Origin of the sequence: Oscillibacter sp., assembly GCF_040505565.1 — a bacterium.
Taxonomy (GTDB): domain Bacteria; phylum Bacillota; class Clostridia; order Oscillospirales; family Oscillospiraceae; genus Oscillibacter.
In genome coordinates this window covers 167,124-185,778 of the sequence record NZ_JBEUWZ010000024.1, presented here as the reverse complement: position 1 = coordinate 185,778, position 18,655 = coordinate 167,124, and the positions used below count along the sequence as shown (strand labels likewise).

Below are 18,655 nucleotides of genomic sequence, written 5' to 3'. Positions count from 1 at the left end.
CAAAATAATCTCATGCGCTGCCAAGAAAATTTACATATTGTGTGTGAGCGGAGAGCTTCAAGTATATTTTCGTGTTTTAAAGGGGAGATTTCTTAATTTTTGTAAAGGGCCTGGGATATTTCAGCGGCGTGGGCCTTACTTTTTCGATCAGCACCGCACGATGACTGACCGCTGTTCCCGGAATGGCATAGTCCCTGACATCGGTCAGACGACCGCCCAGAAGTTCAATGGCTTTTTCAGCGGCGTTTACTTCCTCGCCGCTGTCCACAGATTTCATGGCTAAAAACATGCCGCCCGTTTTTACCAGCGGCAGGCACAGCTCGGCCAGAAGAGGAAGGGAGGCCACGGCGCGGGAGACTGCCACATCGAAGGACTCCCGGTGCTTCCCTGCGAATTCCTCCGCTCGGGCATGGACGCAGGTTACATCCGAAAGACCCAGATCGTCACAGACCTCCTGTAAAAAGGTGATGCGTTTTCCCAGAGAATCCAGCAGCGTCACACGGGCGGAGGGCTCCAAAATACGGATGGGAAGGCCGGGAAAGCCGGCCCCGGTGCCCACATCCACCACAGTCTTGCCTCGAAAATTCAGTACCTTCAGCAGTGCTGCGCTGTCCAGAAAGTGGAGACGGGCCACCTCGTCCGGGTCCGTGATGGCGGTCAGGTTCATGACCTTGTTTTTTTCCTCCAACAGCGCCGCGTAGCGCAGCAGGGAAGGGATAACGTCGGCGGAAAGTTCAAGCTGGGCGAGACCGTCCCTGAGTACTGTTTCCATCATTTTCGTTGTTCCTTCAGAAGATCCCGAATCTCTGTCAGTAAAGCCGTCTCGCTGCTGGGAGCGGGAGGCGGGGCGGAGGCCGTCTCCTTCTTTTTGTAAAAGTGGTTAATTGCCTTTACAAGGCAGAAGATGGCGAAAGCCGTGATAAGAAAGTTCAAAACCGCCGCAAAAAAATTGCCGTAGGGGATAACGGTCAGATTGTCCCCCACAACCCAAGTCATCTCTGAAAAGGAGATATTTCCCGTCGCCAAACTAATGATGGGCATGATGATGTCGTTGACCAGAGAGTCCGCGATCGTTTTGAACGCACCGCCAACGATCACGCCAACGGCCATGTCCAATACATTACCCCGGGCAATAAATTTTTTGAATTCGGCAATAAAGCCGGTGGTCTTCTCCATCATGGAAAAAATCTCTCCTTTTTAAAAATCAATGGCCTTCAATCCACTGCGCTGCAGTGATTTGAATAATCAGACCGAAATAGGGCCGATTTTGAGCCACAAAATGATATAGGGGGCATGTTGTCCCAGTTCCACGGTCTCCAGAGAGGTTCAACGCTCTGTAATATCAATCAATAATATTACGTAAAGGATTCAATAGGCTATAAATTATTTGCTTTTCGGCGTCAGCTTTTCCTTGCCGCCCATATAGGGACGAAGAATCTCCGGAATAAGGACCGTGCCGTCGGCTTGCAGATTGTTCTCCAAAAATGCGATCAGCATCCGGGGAGGAGCCACGCAGGTGTTGTTCAGTGTGTGGCACAGCTGCATCTTGCCATCCTGATCCTTGTAGCGGATGCGCAGACGCCGGGCCTGGGCATCGCCAAGGTTGGAGCAGGAGCAGACCTCGAAATACTTCTGCTGGCGAGGAGACCAGGCTTCAATATCGCAGGACTTGACCTTCAGATCCGCCAAGTCGCCGGAGCAGCATTCCAGCTGCCGCACGGGGATATCCATAGACCGGAACAGCTCCACGGAAAACTTCCACAGCTTTTCGTACCAGTCCTTGGACTCTTCGGGCTTGCAGACCACGATCATCTCCTGCTTTTCAAATTGATGAATGCGGTAAATGCCACGTTCCTCAATGCCGTGGGCGCCCTTTTCCTTGCGGAAGCAGGGGGAGTAGGAGGTCAGCGTCTCGGGCAGGGAACTCTCCGGCAGAATCTGGTCAATATAGCGGCCGATCATGGAGTGCTCAGAGGTGCCGATGAGATACAGATCCTCGCCCTCAATTTTGTACATCATGCCGTCCATGTCCGTCTGGCTCATGACGCCCTCCACCACGTTACCGTGGATCATGAAGGGGGGAATGCAATAGGTGAAGCCCTTGTCAATCATAAAGTCTCGGCCATAGGCCAGAACGGCTTCATGCAACCGGGCAATGTCGCCCAGCAGATAATAAAATCCGTTGCCGGAGACACGGCCGGCGGCGTCCATGTCAATGCCGTCAAAGCTCTCCATAATCTCCGTGTGATAGGGAATTTCAAAATTGGGCACCTTCGGTTCGCCAAAGCGCTGAACCTCCACATTGGCGCTGTCATCCGGGCCGAGAGGTACGGAGGGGTCAATGATCTGAGGAATGACCAGCATACGCTTGTGAACCTCTTCGTCCAGCTCCGCCTCCAGTTTTTCCAGCTCTGCAAGGCGAACGGCCTCGTCGGTGACCTGCTTTTTCACAGCTTCGGCCTCTCCCAGCTTGGAGGGGTCCTTCTTGGCCTGTCCCATCAACATGCCAACCTGTTTGCTGAGCCGGTTCCGGTCTGCCCGGAGCTGGTCAGCCTCGGCAATGGAAGCGCGGCGTTTGGCGTCCAGCTCAATTACCTCGTCCACCAGAGGAAGCTTGGCGTCCTGAAATTTTTTCTTAATGTTCTCCTTGACAGCGTCGGGGTTCTCACGGATAAATTTCATATCCAGCATGTTCAATTTCTCCTTCTAATACCATATCGGGTTTTATGTCAAAGATAATAAGTGCTGGTAGCGGGAAATATGGGATTTACTGCGACGACATGACGGCTTCTTTTAACTGCTGATACCGCTGAGCAGGGGAAACCACATTGCCGATGGCATCCTTGGAGAGACGCGCCGGCTGTCCGGCGTCCTCCATGGCCTGGATCGTCTGCTTGCAGGCATCGCGATCCCCGGTGGCGTATTGCTGCTGCAAGGTATACAGAGCCAGCAGAGCGGCGGTATTCTCATCGGACTCCGACTTGGCGGCATTCGACTCGTCCAGCTGAGATTGAAGGTCTCCCGCTTTTTTGTTGGTGTCATCCAACTGAGATTGAAGCTGTACGTTTTTGTCCTGACTCTCCTGCAGCTCTTGTAAGGTAGTGACAGAGCTTTGCAGAGTTCCGATGACCTCCTCGTTGCTGCGCAGGTGCATTAAAAAAGACAGCGCCATCAGCAAAAAGGCCACAATAAACAAAATCATGATATAGACGATCACGGGCTTGTTCTTTCGCCCGTTGGGAGAGGTTTCCGGCGCCGGAGCCGCATCTTCGGCCCCTGTGCTGCGCTTTTCCAGTTTCATGGTCAGGTGTTCCTCATTTCTGATTGGATTGGGCGCGTTTGACCTTCAGAAGTGCCAAAGCTTCCAACAGGCCGTTCAGATCGTCCACTCCGTAGTATTCCAGTTCAATGCGACCTTTCTTTCGGCCTGTGATAATTTTTACGCCGCGGCCCAAGCGGGAGGCCAGATCTTTCTGCGCTTCAGCCGCATAGTCTACCTGATCGGAGGAGGAATCCGCAGGCTCTTTTTCCTCTGTGCTGAGCTTTTTGGCAAGCGCTTCCGTTTGGCGGACGGACAACCCGCCTGCAATCACGGATCGGGCGGCACTCTCCTGCAGTTCGGGGGACAGAGGCAGCAGGGCTCTTGCGTGTCCGGCCGACAAAGATCCGTCCTCCACCAATGCTTTTACAGCGGGGGAGAGAGTCAGAAGCCGCAGCGCGTTGGTCACGGCGCTGCGGGACTTCCCCACGGCCTCGGCGGCCTCCTCCTGCGTCATGTGGTAGGACTGAACCAGCGACTGAAATCCAGCTGCTTCCTCCATGGGGTTCAGGTCTTCCCGCTGGAGATTTTCAATCATGGCCAGTTCCGCGGCCTTTCGGTCGTCGGCCTCAATTACCACGACCGGTACTTCACGCAGACCCGCCATGCGGGCGGCGCGCCAACGGCGCTCTCCGGCAATGATCTGGTAGTACCCGGAGGCCAGTTTCCGAACGGTCAGGGGCTGAATAATTCCGTGTCGGCGAATGGAGTCCGCCAAATCATTCAGCGCGTCTTCATCAAAGTTTTTCCGGGGCTGACCGGAGCAGCTCTCAACCTGGGAAATGGGCAAAGAGAAGGTGCCGGAGGTCTCTGTCTTGAGCACATCGTCCCCCAACAGGGCGCCAAGGCCCCGTCCAAGCCCGGATTTTTGCAATGCCATAGCAGCTCCTTTCCAAAATCAGAGATTCTTATGTAAAAATTCGGCCGCCAGCGCACCGTACGCTTCTGCACCGCGGGACGTGCGGTCGTATGCAAAAATAGGTTTTCCATGGCTGGGCGCCTCAGAGAGACGAACATTTCGGGGAATCACCGTGGTGTAGACTTTTCCGGGGAAATAGTGCTTTACCTCATCCGCCACCTGAATCGCCAAATTTGTCCGTCCATCAAACATCGTGAGTAAGACCCCCTCCAGCTCTAGCCTGGGGTTCAGAGAACGGCGGACAATGCGCACGGTATTCAACAAATCGCTGAGGCCTTCCAATGCAAAATACTCCCCCTGAACCGGAACCAATATGGAGTCCGCGGCGCACAGAGCATTTAAAGTCAGAAGCTCCAGGGAAGGAGGGCAGTCAATAAAAATAAAATCGTAATCCTCCGCCAACTGCGACAGCGCATCCTTCAGCAGGTATTCCCGGCGGTCCATGGAAATCAGTTCAATACCGGCGCCTGCCAGCGCTTTGTTGGAAGGGAGCACGTCGCCATATTTTGTGGAGACCACGGCGTCCTTTGCCGCGACCTCGCCAATCACGACTTCATATACACCCTTTGACAGGGTTTTATCCACGCCCATGCCCGAAGTGGCATTTGCCTGGGGGTCAAAGTCGCACAGCAGCACCCGCTGACCGGCGTCTTTCATGGCGGAGCAGAGGTTCACACAGGATGTGGTTTTCCCCACGCCGCCTTTTTGATTCACGATTGCAACTGTTTTTGCCAATACAGCACCCGCTTTCCCATGACGGCAGACACAAGAATAAGGCCGCTATGTAGACGGCCAAACCGCAACCTCTCTAAAATTGCATCCAATTAGATGGTGTTGCAGTTTTCTCCTGCCATGTGGGTATTATTATAGCAAGAATTACGTTGAGATACAAGGCAATTGGCGCAGAAAAACAGTAAAGCGGGAAAATTTTTGACAGAATGTTATCAATATGAACTCTTCCGCTGTTTATAGAAGAATGGCAGTCATGTGAATGTTTCACGTGAAACATTCACATGACTGCCTTAGACCTCTAAAAACAATCTTGCCCCGGAATGTTTCACGTGAAACATTCCGGGGCAGAGCAACCGCTAACAATAATTCCTGCGTAGAAATGAATGCTTCGCATTAAATCAGAAAGATAGCCGTCTGAGGCGGCAGCTCCAGCTTCACAGAACCGTCGGCAGAGGAAAACATCTGATCGGTCAGTGGATCGTGAGCAACGGAAGCATGCCAGGGGATTTCCAGTGATAGTGGCTCATCCCCGGCGTTAAAGACGGCGACGGTGGTTTCATCTCCCCAACTGCGGGAAAAAGCAAGACCGTGTTCCGCAGCGTGCAAATAGCGAATACTGCCCTGCTGCAAAGAGACCCGCGCCCGGCGAAGCTGTCCCAGACGGACAAAATACGCGAGCAGAGCAGAATCTTCCTTTCCCCAGGGATATGTCCGGCGATTAAACGGGTCCTCCCAGCCCTCCATCCCGGCTTCGTCGCCGTAATAAATCAGGGGGGAGCCGGGAAAGGCATACAGCAAGACCGCCGCCACCCGAAGGAGTGCCAGACCTTTTGCCCGTTGACTGGGGGACAGGCGAAACGCCGCCCGGTCCTCCTTGCTTTCCGGCGCGGCCTCCGCGCCTAATACCGTTAAACTACGGGCCGTGTCATGAGTGCCGAGAAAATTCATGGCGCTGTAAAACGCAGGAGGTGGATAGTTTTCACGAATCTCCTCCATGGCCTGCCGAAAGACGTTGGCATCCCCGCCCTGCAAATAGGCCAGCGCCGCTGTACGGAAAGGATAATTCATCAGACCGTGAGCCTCGCTGCCCAGCAAATACTTCCGGCGCTTGGAGTATGCGATCTTGTTGGAACCGTCCTCCCAGACCTCAGCCAGCAAAATGCTGCCGGGCTTGGTGGTGTCCATTGCGGAGCGAAGGCGGGCAATAAACTCGTCCGGCAGCTCGTCGGCCACATCGAGACGCCAGCCTGAGGCCCCCGCCCGCAGCCAGTGGCGGATGACGGAGTCCTTACCGTCGATCATGAACTCCTCGTAGGACGGGGAGCTTTCGTTGACGGCGGGCAGAGTACGAATACCCCACCAGGCATCGTAGTCCTCCGGCCAGGGGTGAAAGGAGTACCAGCTGTAATACGGAGAATCCTGACTCTGGGCTGCCCCCACACCTGAAAAAAATCCATCGGCGTTAAAGTAGACGCTGTTAGACCCGGTGTGATTGAATACACCGTCCAAAATCACTTGAATGCCGTGTTTTTTCGCCTGGGTGCAGAGGTCCCGGAAATCTTCCTCCGTCCCCAGCATGGGGTCAATCCTTGTATAGTCCGCCGTATTGTACCGGTGGTTTGAGGCGGATTCGAAAACGGGGCACAGATAGAGAGTGGTGACAGACAACTGCTCCAGATAACCCAGTCGGGAGATAATGCCGCGCAGAGAACCACCGAAAAAGTCCCGGTTACAGACTTCTCCGTTTTCATCGGGCCGCCACTCGGGCGCTTCCTCCCAGCTATCATGGACCGTCCGCTCTCCCACAAGACCCGTGGGGTCCGGAATGGTTAAACGGCAAAAACGGTCTGGGAAAATTTGGTACGACACACCGCTGCCGAACCATTGGGGAGTGGGGCAAAAGTCGTCGTATACCGTCAACTGCCAGTCAGAAGGACTACCGTCGCTGCGGTAGCCGGTATCGTCCAGATCGCAGCCGGTGCCGTTATCCCGCCAGAAGCGGAAGTGGTACCATACCAGCTCCGGCTGCCCCGGTGCATCAAGGATCAGGGAAAAACAGAGCCGGTCGCCCTCCGGACCGTCACAGTGCAGTTCACGTTCCTCCCGCGTGTCCGAAAACTCCAGATGCAGCGCCAGGGCACAGTGCGTAAAGCCCTCACGCTTCAGCGGGCGGACGCGAAACAGGACGCTATGGCGGCAGGCCACCGCCCCAAAGGGCGACTTACAAAGTTCACACCGAGGGTCAAAGACAAAGGGTTCGCTCATAAATAGGAAACAGTCCTTTCCAAGGATACAGGCGTTAAGAGGCGGCGAAGTCAAAAGGCCGGCGGTTACTGTCACTGCGGAATCCGGGCGCCCGAAAGGCAGAAAAGATCGTTACGGAAGTAGTTGATTTTCTCCCAAAATCACGGTTCCGATTTCCTCTTTTGTAAAGTAAGCGTTTAAAATGTCCACGGCGGTGGAGGCCAGAGCCGCGCCGGAGCCGCCCTTTTCAATGACGATGGCGACCGCGATCTTCGGATCGTCGAAGGGGGCAAAGCAGACAAACACACCGTTGTTGACCTTCTGGCTGCTGATCTGAGCGGTACCCGTTTTTGCGCCCGCCTCCACCACACAGCTCTTGAAATAGGGGGCCAGGGCACCGGAAGTGGTCAGATCGTGCATGCCGATTTTTACGGCGGTCAGTGTGGAATCACTGATGGAAAGGGAGTTAGAGGGTTTCGGAGTATCCAAATATACAACCTGATCGTTGTTATAGGTCTTGGCACTTTTCAGAAGATGAGCGTCATAGTGGCCCCCGCCATCCACCAGGGTTGCAATGTAGTTGGCCAATTGGAGCGGGGTTGCAGAGTAGCTGGCCTGACCAAATGCCGCCCAGGGGGCCAGATCCTGCCCCTGTTCTTCTGTGGCTAGCGTGCCTGCTTTATCACCGATTTCAATGCCGGTTTTTTTACCAAGGCCGAAGGCAGAGGCATATTCATTCAGCTTATCCAGTCCCAGCATGTATCCGACCTGACCGAAAAAGTAGTTGCACGAATTGGTAATGGCCTGACTTACATTTAATAAGCCGTGACCGCTGTGTTTCCAGCACCAAAAATAGTCTCCGGTCGAGGCACCGGGGTAGTACCATTTCCCGGTGTCCCGGATTTTCGTGGTGGTGGTAATAACGCCCTCTTCCAGACCGGCCACAGCGGTACAGGGCTTGAAGGTAGAGCCGGGAGCGTAGGTACCCTGCGTGGCTCGGTTGAACAGGGGGTTGGCGGGGTCTTGGGAAAGAGCGGTAAAAGCCGTGCCGTACGAGGACAGATCGAACGTGGGGTAGGAGGCCAGGGCCAGCACCTCGCCGGTGCCAACCTCAACCACGGCAGCGCCTGCCCCGCGGGTGGTGTTGCCGTCCTTATTCATATTGGTGACGGTATTTGCAAGGGCCTGCTCCGCGGCTTCCTGCAAATCCAAGTCCAATGTCAGCGCCACGGTATTGCCGGGCTTTGGCTCGGTGGTGTAGATCTCGCTTGTAATCTTGCCCTCGGAGTTTGAGGAGATCAGACGCTTGCCGTCCGTGCCCCGAAGATAATTCTCAAAGGCCAGTTCCACGCCGGACTTTCCAATCCAATCCTCGCCGTTATAAACGTCGGGATTGGCGGCCAGTTCCTGTTCGTTGATGCGACCCACAGTGCCAAGCACATGGGCGGCTGCGGCGGTGTCATACTCTCTGACGGAGGATGCGGAGACCTTCGCGCCGCGGTAATCTCCGTCCTTCACCAGAGAGATCAACTCGGTGTCCACGTCCTCCGCAAAAACGTAGGCCGTGGTGTTGATGATCTTGCGGACCTCCAGCTCATAGCGCACGCCGACCACCGCGCGGGCGTCCCCGTCCGACCAGTCTTCAGGAATCCCGAAAAAAGTCCGCATCTGCTTCATCAGATCAGAGGGGGAGAGAATGGAAGAAAGCAGCGCGTCGGTGACATTCTCATATTTTACATTGGTGGACAAGGCCTTCAGACTGGTTTGAAGAAATTTGGAAAACCGATCCCGCTGAACCGCTCCGGCGGCATCCACAGCAAAGGCGTACGGTGCGGTTTGCGTCATGGGCAGGTTGTCGTTCCAGATCACGCCGCGTTGACGGCATAGCTGAATCAAACGCAAAATCGCCGTGTTCTCATCATCCTCGCTGCTCAGCAGCGACACGTCAAAGGTCAGGGCATAGGTCTGGCGGTTGGAGACCAGCACCTGCCCGTTGCGGTCCGTGAGAATGCCCCGGGAGGCCTCCACCGTTTCCGTGCTTGTAATCGTGCGGACGGACTGCTCCCGATAGTAATCTCCCCGGTTGATCTGTGTGTCATACATGACGCAGATATAGGAGGTCAGAACGCAGAGCAGGAAGCCGATCAGAACGAATAAACGGCGGTTGCTGTTTGATTTTGTTTCGATCAAGGGACTACCTCCAGAAAATTAAGACAGCACTGCGCAGCTCAGACAAAAACTGCGCAGTCTTTATTTATCGATTGGGAAGAGCCACCTAAGGTCAGACCGCCCTTCGTGCGCAGTCGCCTTAAGAACGCGTGGACTGCTTTTGAAAGCATCTGCGACAAACAAACCGAAACAGAAAATAGACCGGCAGAACCCATGGAATGGACACCGCCAGTTCCCGCCCGCAGACGGCGGCCGTCTCTGCCCAGGCCGGTCGGGAGATGAAAAAGAAGATCAGCCCATGAAACGCGCCGGTGAGCAGGAACGCGGCCGCAGAAGTCACCAGCGCGCTGAGAAAGCCGGAGGACAGTACGCTCCGGGCCAGTGTTCCCGCAAGTAGCCCAGCCAGAGGAAAGATCAACGTATAAAAACAGGGAATGGGAGCGGAGATTGTCAGGTCGCAGATTACCCCCAACGCCAGTGAATAGATCATCCCGGAGAGGGGACCTTCCAGCGTGGAAAGGACCGCGGCGAGAATGGGGTAAATAAAGGGGAACACGCCCAGCACCTTCACATATTGCAGCACCAGCCCCTGCGATACACAGCAAAGCAGTGTGACCAGAGTGTACAGCCCCCATTTATAAATGGTTTCCTGTCGGGGAGTCATAAAAGCCGCCTTTCAGTTCACAATGTCGAAGGATTTGATAATAAAGACCTCGCTAAGAGAGTCGAAATCCGCGCTGGGCTGCAGGACGGCATAGGAGGTGGCGCCGGAGTCGTCGGTCTGAACTTCCTCCACCGTGCCAATCACCAGACCGGAGGGGTAATATCCACCGAGTCCGGAGGTTACCACCAGATCGCCATTTAAGAGCTGTGCCCCGGTCGGGAGAAAATCCAGCCGCAGCCGTCCCTTGCCCATCAGGGCGAAGTCTCCCTCGGCCACGCCGATGTCGTCCGTCCGGAAGACCTGAGCGCCAAGCGAGGTGTCCGTATCAATGATGTTCAGCACGGTACACCAGTTATTCCCAACGTCGCTGACCACCCCCACAAGATATCCGCTGTCTGTAATAACGCAGTCGTTTTTTTCGACGCCATGGTCGGTGCCCCGGTTTAAGGTCAGGTAGCTGGTCCAGTTGGAGGTGGAGTGCTCCGTAATGGTGGCGGCCTCAAAGTCGCTGAGGTCCCGGCGCTGCTCCCGAAGATTCAGCAGATTCCGCAGGCGCTTATTTTCCTCGCTGTCGCTCTGGGCCTGGCGCATATCGGCTTCCATTTTGGCAATTTCTTGTTTTAATTCCTCGTTCTCTGCCTTCAGCGCGGTGGTATCCTCATAATAGTTCTGCTTATCCTGCACCCAGTCCGCCACGGAGGTGTAAGCCGCACGGAAGGGGGAGGTGACCGTCTGTGCAAAATTTACAAGCGGGGAGGAGGTGGTGCTGAACACGGACAGCAGCGCAAGTCCAACGGCGATTACCGCCGTGGCAAACAGGACCCAGAGTCCGTACCGCTTCAGAAATTCTTTCAAATCAATGACCTCAACAAATTCTCAGAAATTCAAATCAGCTGAAAAAGCTGACGCCGAACCGCGCCAGAATTCGGCTCAGCCGCAGGATAGGCAGGCCCATCACGTTGTAAAAATCACCGTGGATACCCTCCACCAGCAGCGCGCCCCGGTCCTGGACCCCGTAGGCTCCGGCTTTGTCCATAGGCTCGCCGGTGTGAATATATTGCAGCAGCTCCGCCGAAGAGGCGGAACGGAAAATGACCTCGGTGGACTCCGACTCGGTCAGAGTCTCCGCCAGAGCGTGGACCGTCACGCCGGTGCAAACCAGATGCCTGCGCCCCTGCAGCTGCGTCAGCATCCGCAGGGCGTCCGCCTCGTCGGCGGGCTTGCCCAGATGCTCGCCGTCCACGAATACCATGGTGTCGGCGGCAATGATGATCTCGTCCGGAGCGCTCTTTGCCGCCACCGCATCGCACTTTTTCCGGGAGATATACTCCACCGTCTGCTGCGGACTCAGCCCGGCAGGGTAACTCTCATCTACCGCGGGTACCCGAATCTCAAAATCGGCTACCCCCATGCGCCGAAGCAGCTCCTGCCGCCGGGGAGAGCCGGAAGCCAATATGATTTTAGACATGCTGTGTCCTCCTTATTCAAAAGCGGCCAAAGTCGCCTGAGAGCTGCTGGTTAATCCCGTGTCGCTGTTTGGTGTGAGCGAGGGGGGTCATTTCCCCGTGGACCCAAAGCCGCCCCGGTCGGGACCGTCCAGATGCGCTACCGCAGTAAATTCCAGCCTGGGTTGGTGTTCCATTACGCGGAACTGGCAGATGCGGGCCCCTTTTTCCACCGTCACGTCCCGGGTGGCATAGGCGGGAAAACGCCACAGATCGTTGTCCCCGCAATAGCTGTTGTCCACAACCCCCATGGAATTGGTCTGCAGAATGCCGTAATTCTTAAAAGTAGAGCTGCGGGGAACGATGTGGGCCTCGTAGCCGTCCGGCAGGGCGACGGCCACGCCCAGAGGGATCAGGCGGAATTCCCCCGCCTTCAGAACCACCGTCTCCGATGCCTGAAGATCAATCCAGTCGGATTTTCCGTCCACATAGCGGAGAGGCTCCAGATCGCCGCAGAGATATCGGACTTTGATATTCATAAAATAATACTCCAAAACGAATACAAATTGTAAAATAAACTGTAAATATAACAAAAAGGACTAAAAACGCTCTTATTCGACGCCCCGGTCGAACAGACCCCGGGTAAATTCCGCCGGGGCGGTTTCGCCGGTCTGATAGGCGCGGAAAATCCGCGCGCATTCCGCCGGGGACTCGGTGGTAAACCGCAGCCGGGCATAGTGCAGGCCCAGCTGCTTCCAGTCGTCCCGGTCACCGAGATACAGTGGCTTGCAATTTTCCACTTCTGTCCGGTGGCCCCAGACGGAAAGAAGCGGAAAGGCCGCGCCGGTGCGGTCCACCAGTGTGTGGGGATTTTCGCAGGAGCAGCCATTCCCATTGCGGATCAGGCAGTTTTCCGCAATCATCAGGGGAAGCCGCCCGTATACGATGGCCTCCGTCGGCAGAATTTTTGGCAGGTCACGGATCTGGGCCCCCCGCAGCTCAAAGGACAGCGCTACGGATTTCAGGCCTTTGCCCGCAAGATAGCCCAGCGCCCGCCCATTGAAAACGTTCAGACCAAAATCCCCGTAAAGGGAAAGACCTTTTTCCTGCAGCAGAGGCAGGTGCCCCAGATTTCCCACCAGTGCGGCGGAGACACCCAGCGCTTTCGCCCGGTCCAGCAGAGCCAGGAGCCGCGTCTCGTCCCGATCCCGCCAGACGCGGGGCAAAGCGGCGCAGTACTCCCCGCCGAATTCCGGCAGGGCGTTCAGCGTCTCAAACAGTTCAAGAGGGAGGCAGACCCGCGCGGGGCCGCAGTGCAGCAGCTCCGTCGTCAACTGGTCCGCCCGGGCAATGGAGCAGGTCAGCGCCGGTCCCCCGGAGGCCTCAAGTATCTCCGGCAAAGGGGGACTGGGCAGGACGCGCCGCTTCGGCGGCGCGGTCCGTAGCGCGGACAAGGCGGCAAGCCCGTCCCGCCGCAGGGCATTCACCGCCGCAGCGGGGAGGGAAATGCCCTCGTCTGCCGTCACCGTTACGGCCTCGCAGCGATAGGCGGTGCCGCCGGTTTTTTTCAGTCGGGACTCCAGCTCCTCCGCTGTCACGGCCCGGTTCCGGGCCGTCTCCGGCACGGGGCCGGAAACCGTCACTTCATGGCCGTCCCCGTCCCGCACCGTCAACGAGCAGGGAGCGTCCATTTGGAAGGACGCCTCCATCGTGACGGGAACCGTCCGCATTCCGCCCTTGTCCAGGTTGGCCTTTACCTCGGCAAACAGTTCCGTCGGTTCGGGTGCATCCGCCAGGCGAACGCCGAACAGAGCGGGGCCGGTCATCCCCTGCCAGTATCCGTCGGTAAAGCCGGAGCGGGAAAAAGCAGCCTCCAGCGCGGAGAATTCCGCCGCCGTGGGGCCCCGCTGCTCCCGCAGAAGCCGGGCATAGACCCCGGTGACCACCGCCACATACTCCGGGCGCTTCATGCGCCCCTCCAGCTTCAGACAGGCCACGCCCATCCGGGCCATATCCGCAAGCTCACCGGCCAGACAGTTATCCTTAAGACTCAACGGATAATCGTTTTTTCCCGGCTTTCCCCGCAGGGGAGGCGGGTCCGCCTGACGGGTCCCGCCCATTGCGGGCAGCTCCGCCAGCGTATAGGGCAGACGGCAGGGTTGGGCGCACCGACCCCGATTTCCAGACCGTCCGCCGATCAGCGCGCTCATGGCGCACTGGCCCGAGTAGCACATGCAAAGCGCCCCATGGACAAAGACCTCGATCTCCGCCGGGCAGCGCTTAATGATTCGGGCGGTATCCTCCCGTGAGCATTCCCGGGCGATCACCACCCGCTCGCACCCGTCTGCGGCGACCTCACAGGCGCCGCCGGAGGTAAACAGGCTCATCTGCGTGCTGGCGTGAAGAGGCAGGTCGGGCAGCACGGAGCGCATCAGGTCAAAAAGGCCCAGATCCTGCACCAGCACCGCGTCCACGCCCAGGGCGGAGGCCGTCTTGGCACACTGAAGCGCCGCGTCCAGTTCCCGGTCGGTCACCAGCGTGTTCAGCGTCAGATAGACCTTGACGCCCCGTTCATGGCAGTACGTCAGCGCCTGCGCAAACTCCTCATCGGAAAAGTTTTTGGCGCTTTGCCGGGCGTTGAAGCTGCCCCAGCCCAGATACACCGCGTCCGCGCCGCATTCCACGGCAGAGCGCAGGGCTTCTGGGGACCCGGCGGGAGAGAGAAGCTCAGGACGCATCAACGGCGGTTCCCGTTTCCGTTGTTCCCGCCGTTTTTTGCGTCCAGCTTTTGCTGGAGGCGGAAAACCTCGCGCTTCAGGTCGGATACCTCGGACTGAGCGTGGCTGGCCTCGTCCACATAGCCTTTGATCTGACCACGTAGCTTTTCTGCGGCTTCGTACGATTTGAACAGCTCGTCGGCAATATTGGCCGCAGCCAGTACGGCGGCGTCCGTCCGTCCCACCTTGGCGCCGGTGAGCATCTCGTTCATTTTCTTGCTGACGTAGACCCCCACTTTTTCCATATATTCCGGGGATTCATCGGCCACAAAATTGTAGTCTTCTCCGCAGATCGTCATCGTGACTCGGTTCTTCATCCTGCGATTCCTCCTCTTTTGAAGCAGCCGCATGCAGCGCGGCATACTAACCCATTTTTATAACATAACATTATACCACATCTATCAAGGGGATTCCAGCTTTTTTCAGTATCCATACAAAGTTTTGGACTTGTCAGGAGCCGCCAAGTCGTATACAATGGGAAAAGTTAAAAATCGGCGCCGTTTTGGATGACGGACGCCTAAAAGGCGGAAGGGGGGCGTGCCGGATGGCGGGAATTCTGAGACCCTTGGGTGACGAGAGCGTCACCGTGTCCGGTGCGGCTTTGCGCCGCCTGCTGGAAAAAGGAGACGGGGACGCGGCGCTTTTATATCTGGCGCTTCTGCGGCACCAGGGCTTGGTGCCGCCCCGATCACTGGCGGGAGAGCTGAGGTGGGAACGCAGTCGCATCGAGGAAGCGGAGGCGTCTCTGCGGCAGATGGAGCTGGTCTCCGCCCCTGCGGCGGAGCTTCCCGAACCCGCGGATGAAAAGCCGGATTACCGTCAGGAGGACATTACCGAAGTGCTGGAACGGGACGAGCAGTTTCGCGTCCTCACCGCCGAGGTGGAGCGGAAGCTGGGTAAAAAACTGTCAACGCCGGACCTTGAGGCGCTTTTGGGTCTGTACGATTATCTGGGCCTTCCGTCAGACGTGATCTACCTTCTGGTATGCCACTGCGCGGAGCGCATCCAGCGGCGATACGGCGAGGGGCGCCGCCCCACCCTGCGCCAGATCGAAAAAGAGGGATATTCTTGGGTGCGAATGGGCATCGATACGCAGACTGCGGCGGCGGAGTATCTGAAAAAGTATGCCCTGCGGCAGGAGTCCATGCCTGCCTATATGCGGGTCCTCCAGATGGGGGACCGCCTGCCCGTGGCGGCGGAGGAAAAGTATCTGGCTGCGTGGCAGGAATGGGGCTTCCCGCCAGAGGTGGTGGCCGAGGCCTATGAAAAGACGGTTTTAAAGTGCCACGAGCTGAAGTGGCCTTACATAAACGGTATTCTGAAAAAGTGGCACGAGGCGGGACTGCATACCCCGGAGCAGATCGCGGTGGGGGACAGGCCCCGGCCCCAGGGCGAGACGCCCCGCCGGGACCAGCGCCCGCCGGAGGACGAGATGCGCCGGTATGTTCTGGCCCTGCGCCGGGGAAAAGAGTAAGGGGGGAGCGGAGTGTCCTACGACGGAAAGATTATGCGCCGGGCCATGGCCCGGTTCGATGCGGACCGCCGCCGCCGGGAGGAGTCCTTCCGGAAGAAGCAGGAGCAAATCTATGCCCGCATTCCCCGCCTGCGGGAGATCGACGGGGAGCTTACCGCCACCATGAGCCGCATCATTGCCTCCGCCCTGCGTCGGGGAACGGACCCCCGTCCGGCAGTGGCGGTGCTGCGGGACAGCAATCTGAGCTTACAGCAGGAGCGGACGCGTCTGCTGGCGGAGCTGAACCTTCCGGCGGACTGTCTGGAATACAAGCCCGCCTGTCCTTTGTGCAACGATCTGGGAACCCGGGGAGAGACGGTGTGCGCCTGTTTGAAGCGGTATTATGCACAGGAACAGCAAGCGGAGCTGTCCCGCGCTCTGGATCTTGCGGGGCAGAGCTTCGATACGTTTTCTCTGGATTGGTACGACCAGATACCGGATCCCAATTACGGTGCCTCGCCTCGGGAAAATATGGAGACGGTGTATGAGGTCTGCGCCAATTATGCCCATTTGTTTGGAAAGCGCAGCGGCAATCTGCTGCTGTACGGAAAGCCGGGGCTGGGAAAGACGTTCCTCTCCGCCGCCATCGCGGGAGAAGTCAGCAAAAACGGCTTTTCCGTGGTGTACGACACCGCGGCCCACGTTTTTGCCCGGTTTGAGGATCGAAAGTTCGGCCGAGATGAAGGGGAGGGTGCCGCCGAGGACATCGAGCGCATTCTCCGCTGCGACCTGCTGATTCTGGATGACCTGGGGACGGAGATGACCACCGCCTTTGTCCAGAGCGCCTTCTATGAGATTGTCAATACCCGCCTTCTGGAACGCAGATCGGTGATTTTAAATACAAACCTCTCCCCGGACGAGCTGGCCCGGCGGTATGGGGGACAGATTGCCTCCCGGCTGGAGGGGGAATATCAGATTTTGCCGTTCTTTGGGCGGGATATCCGCAGACTGAAAAAGGAACGGGGCTGAGGATCTTGCCGGGGCTTTCGCGGGAGAGGAAAAACATGCAGAGCACGCGCCTGTTTGAAATTCTTTACAGCCTTCTGGAAAGAGACGGTATGACGGTCTCCCAGCTGGCGGAAAAGCTGGAGGTCTCCACTCGGACGGTGCGCCGGGACCTGGATGCGCTTTCTGCCGCCGGTATTCCCATCTATGCCACCCGGGGTCGAAACGGCGGCGTCCGTCTCCTGCCGGATTTTGTGCTGTCGAAGACGCTGCTCTCCGCCAGGGAGCAGGATGAAATTCTGGCTGCGCTGCAAAGTCTCAGAGCAACCGGCTCCGGCGTGGAGAGCGAGGTTCTGACTCATCTGAACAGCCTGTTCCGCCGCACTGCGGCGGATTGGATCGACGTGGATTTCTCCCCCTGGGGCGGCGGCCCTGCCGCCAAGGCTATCTTTCCTCAGTTAAAGGACGCGATATTGGAGCGCCGGAAAGTGACCTTCGATTATTTTGCCTCCAACGGCATGTCCGGCAGACGGACGGTGGAGCCCTGCCGCCTTTGCTTTAAGGGCGCCAACTGGTATTTGCAGGGCTACTGCCTGTCCCGGGAAGCTTTCCGGGTCTTTCGCCTGTCCCGCATGGAGCGACTGACTGTGGAAGCGGAGTATTTTGAGCCCCGGTGCGCGCCGCCGCCGCTGGACGGGGAGGCCGACAGCCAGCCTCCCCCCATGCAGGAGATAACCATCCGGTTTTCGCCGGCCATGGCTTTCCGGGTGTACGACAGTTTTCGCAGGGAGGAGATCCGGCGTCAGGCGGACGGGAGCTTTCTCGTCCACACCATGTGGCCTGAGGGAGATTGGGGCCTGGGCTATCTTCTCTCCTTTGGCGGAGAAGCCGAGATTCTGGACCCGCCGGAGATACGAAAAACCCTTCAGCGAGAGGCGCAGCGGATGTTGAAAAATGATTCATAAACCAGAAATCCGCTCCTCTGCTTGGCTGCAAAGGAAACTCCGATTCAATTAAAAGTTCTCCTGAAAATTATAAAAGTCTAAGAAAAGAGGACATTCTATGTCCTCTTTTCTTTGCTATGCTGTGGTTATAAAGCAAGGAGCGCCGTTCTGACGGCCTCCTTTAAAACGAAAGGATGAAGCGTATGGAATATGAGATCGTAGAGTTGAAGGCCCGCACAGTGGTGGGTATGGGGACCCGCGTCCGCAATGACGCGCCGGACATGGTGCAGAAAATCAGCGGCGTCTGGGGCGCTTTTCTGGGCAGCGGGCGGGCGAAGCTGAACAGCGCGTCCGACGCGCCCTGCCTGGGCCTGTACACGAATTATGACTGGTCCGACAGCAGCTATGATATGTTTGCTGCCACTGAGAGCGGGGAGTGCCCGGAGGGGTTTCAGCGCATTATCATCCCCGGCGGAAAGTACGCCAGGTTCACATTTCACGGCGACGTGCAAAAAGCGACCGCCGACGCCTGGGACAAGATCTGGGCGGAGCCGCTGCCCCGGGCCTGTCAGGTGGATTTTGAGGAATACGGCCAGCCGGACCCGGACGGTCAGGCAGACATCAGCATCTACATCGGATTAGCCGATTTCTGCCAGTCCTGCGGAATGCCCATGACCGGCGACGAGCTGCGCGGCACGGAGGCGGACGGGAGCAGAAACGCGGACTACTGCTGCTACTGCTATCAAAAGGGCGCTTTCACCGCCGATTGCACCATGGAGGAAATGATCGACTTCTGTCTGGACACGGAAGAGGGAAAAAAGCTCTATACCGACCGGGAGCAGGCCCGCAAAAAGATGCTGGAGTATTTCCCAACGCTGAAGCGGTGGAGCTGCGCGAAAAGGTAATCGTGCGCGCGGTTAGCCGGCTTGAATGAAAGAAAACAGACCCCCCTTCAAAATACAATTTGTATTTTGAAGGGGGGTC

18 protein-coding genes are annotated in these 18,655 nt (G+C 57.3%); 4 read left to right on the top strand and 14 right to left on the bottom strand.

Translation table 11 applies throughout. From position 1 onward, the window contains the following. Positions 1-76: 76 nt before the first annotated feature. The 14 genes from rsmG to ABWQ15_RS12765 form a co-directional block, all read right to left on the bottom strand. Complete coding sequence (gene rsmG, locus ABWQ15_RS12830; RefSeq protein ID WP_353909170.1) at positions 77-775, bottom strand: 16S rRNA (guanine(527)-N(7))-methyltransferase RsmG; 699 nt, start codon at positions 773-775, stop codon at positions 77-79. Then, positions 772-1,179, bottom strand: coding sequence for a large-conductance mechanosensitive channel protein MscL (gene mscL / locus ABWQ15_RS12825; RefSeq protein WP_353909169.1), 408 nt, complete (start codon positions 1,177-1,179; stop codon positions 772-774). Before mscL ends, rsmG begins: the two co-directional genes overlap by 4 nt. A gap of 204 nt (positions 1,180-1,383) precedes the next feature. Then, positions 1,384-2,691 carry a serine--tRNA ligase gene (serS, locus tag ABWQ15_RS12820; RefSeq protein WP_353909168.1) on the bottom strand — a complete coding sequence of 436 codons (1,308 nt, stop codon included), beginning with the start codon at positions 2,689-2,691 and terminating at the stop codon, positions 1,384-1,386. A 76-nt stretch (positions 2,692-2,767) separates the two neighbouring features. Further along, positions 2,768-3,301, bottom strand: a complete 534-nt coding sequence (locus ABWQ15_RS12815) for a hypothetical protein (protein ID WP_353909167.1) — start codon at positions 3,299-3,301, stop codon at positions 2,768-2,770. A 13-nt stretch (positions 3,302-3,314) separates the two neighbouring features. Continuing rightward, on the bottom strand, positions 3,315-4,199 hold the full coding sequence (locus ABWQ15_RS12810) for a ParB/RepB/Spo0J family partition protein (protein ID WP_353909166.1): 885 nt from the start codon (positions 4,197-4,199) through the stop codon (positions 3,315-3,317). 18 nt (positions 4,200-4,217) lie between these two features. Then, positions 4,218-4,973 (bottom strand): ParA family protein, encoded by a 756-nt coding sequence (locus tag ABWQ15_RS12805; RefSeq protein WP_353909165.1) that lies wholly within the window; start codon positions 4,971-4,973, stop codon positions 4,218-4,220. 390 nt (positions 4,974-5,363) lie between these two features. Continuing rightward, a complete protein-coding gene (locus ABWQ15_RS12800) occupies positions 5,364-7,235 on the bottom strand; it encodes a glycoside hydrolase family 13 protein (RefSeq protein WP_353909164.1) in 1,872 nt (623 codons plus the stop codon). A 111-nt stretch (positions 7,236-7,346) separates the two neighbouring features. Beyond that, a complete protein-coding gene (locus tag ABWQ15_RS12795; RefSeq protein WP_353909163.1) occupies positions 7,347-9,404 on the bottom strand; it encodes a penicillin-binding transpeptidase domain-containing protein in 2,058 nt (685 codons plus the stop codon). A gap of 118 nt (positions 9,405-9,522) precedes the next feature. Then, positions 9,523-10,047: a hypothetical protein gene (locus tag ABWQ15_RS12790; RefSeq protein WP_353909162.1), complete on the bottom strand. Its 525-nt coding sequence runs from the start codon at positions 10,045-10,047 to the stop codon at positions 9,523-9,525. 12 nt (positions 10,048-10,059) lie between these two features. Then, positions 10,060-10,902, bottom strand: coding sequence for a rod shape-determining protein MreC (mreC, locus tag ABWQ15_RS12785; RefSeq protein WP_353909161.1), 843 nt, complete (start codon positions 10,900-10,902; stop codon positions 10,060-10,062). Positions 10,903-10,936: 34 nt separating this feature from the next. Beyond that, positions 10,937-11,515 carry a Maf family protein gene (locus ABWQ15_RS12780; RefSeq protein WP_353909160.1) on the bottom strand — a complete coding sequence of 193 codons (579 nt, stop codon included), beginning with the start codon at positions 11,513-11,515 and terminating at the stop codon, positions 10,937-10,939. 87 nt (positions 11,516-11,602) lie between these two features. Continuing rightward, positions 11,603-12,031: a dUTP diphosphatase gene (locus ABWQ15_RS12775; protein WP_353909159.1), complete on the bottom strand. Its 429-nt coding sequence runs from the start codon at positions 12,029-12,031 to the stop codon at positions 11,603-11,605. 72 nt (positions 12,032-12,103) lie between these two features. Next, entirely contained in the window at positions 12,104-14,230 is a 2,127-nt protein-coding gene (locus tag ABWQ15_RS12770) for a U32 family peptidase (RefSeq protein ID WP_353909158.1), read from the bottom strand. Then, positions 14,230-14,586: a cell division protein ZapA gene (locus tag ABWQ15_RS12765; protein ID WP_353909157.1), complete on the bottom strand. Its 357-nt coding sequence runs from the start codon at positions 14,584-14,586 to the stop codon at positions 14,230-14,232. The genes ABWQ15_RS12770 and ABWQ15_RS12765 overlap by 1 nt, the downstream gene beginning before the upstream one ends. A gap of 227 nt (positions 14,587-14,813) precedes the next feature. Between ABWQ15_RS12765 and ABWQ15_RS12760 the strand changes: the two genes are divergently transcribed. The 4 genes from ABWQ15_RS12760 to ABWQ15_RS14140 all read left to right on the top strand — a co-directional run bounded on the left by ABWQ15_RS12760 (position 14,814) and on the right by ABWQ15_RS14140 (position 18,576). Continuing rightward, a complete protein-coding gene (locus ABWQ15_RS12760) occupies positions 14,814-15,743 on the top strand; it encodes a DnaD domain-containing protein (protein WP_353909156.1) in 930 nt (309 codons plus the stop codon). 12 nt (positions 15,744-15,755) lie between these two features. Next, positions 15,756-16,751: an ATP-binding protein gene (locus ABWQ15_RS12755; RefSeq protein ID WP_353909155.1), complete on the top strand. Its 996-nt coding sequence runs from the start codon at positions 15,756-15,758 to the stop codon at positions 16,749-16,751. Between the two features lie 35 nt (positions 16,752-16,786). Continuing rightward, positions 16,787-17,692, top strand: a complete 906-nt coding sequence (locus ABWQ15_RS12750; RefSeq protein ID WP_353909154.1) for a helix-turn-helix transcriptional regulator — start codon at positions 16,787-16,789, stop codon at positions 17,690-17,692. 182 nt (positions 17,693-17,874) lie between these two features. After that, positions 17,875-18,576 (top strand): zinc ribbon domain-containing protein, encoded by a 702-nt coding sequence (locus ABWQ15_RS14140; protein WP_502919126.1) that lies wholly within the window; start codon positions 17,875-17,877, stop codon positions 18,574-18,576. Positions 18,577-18,655: the final 79 nt, after the last annotated feature.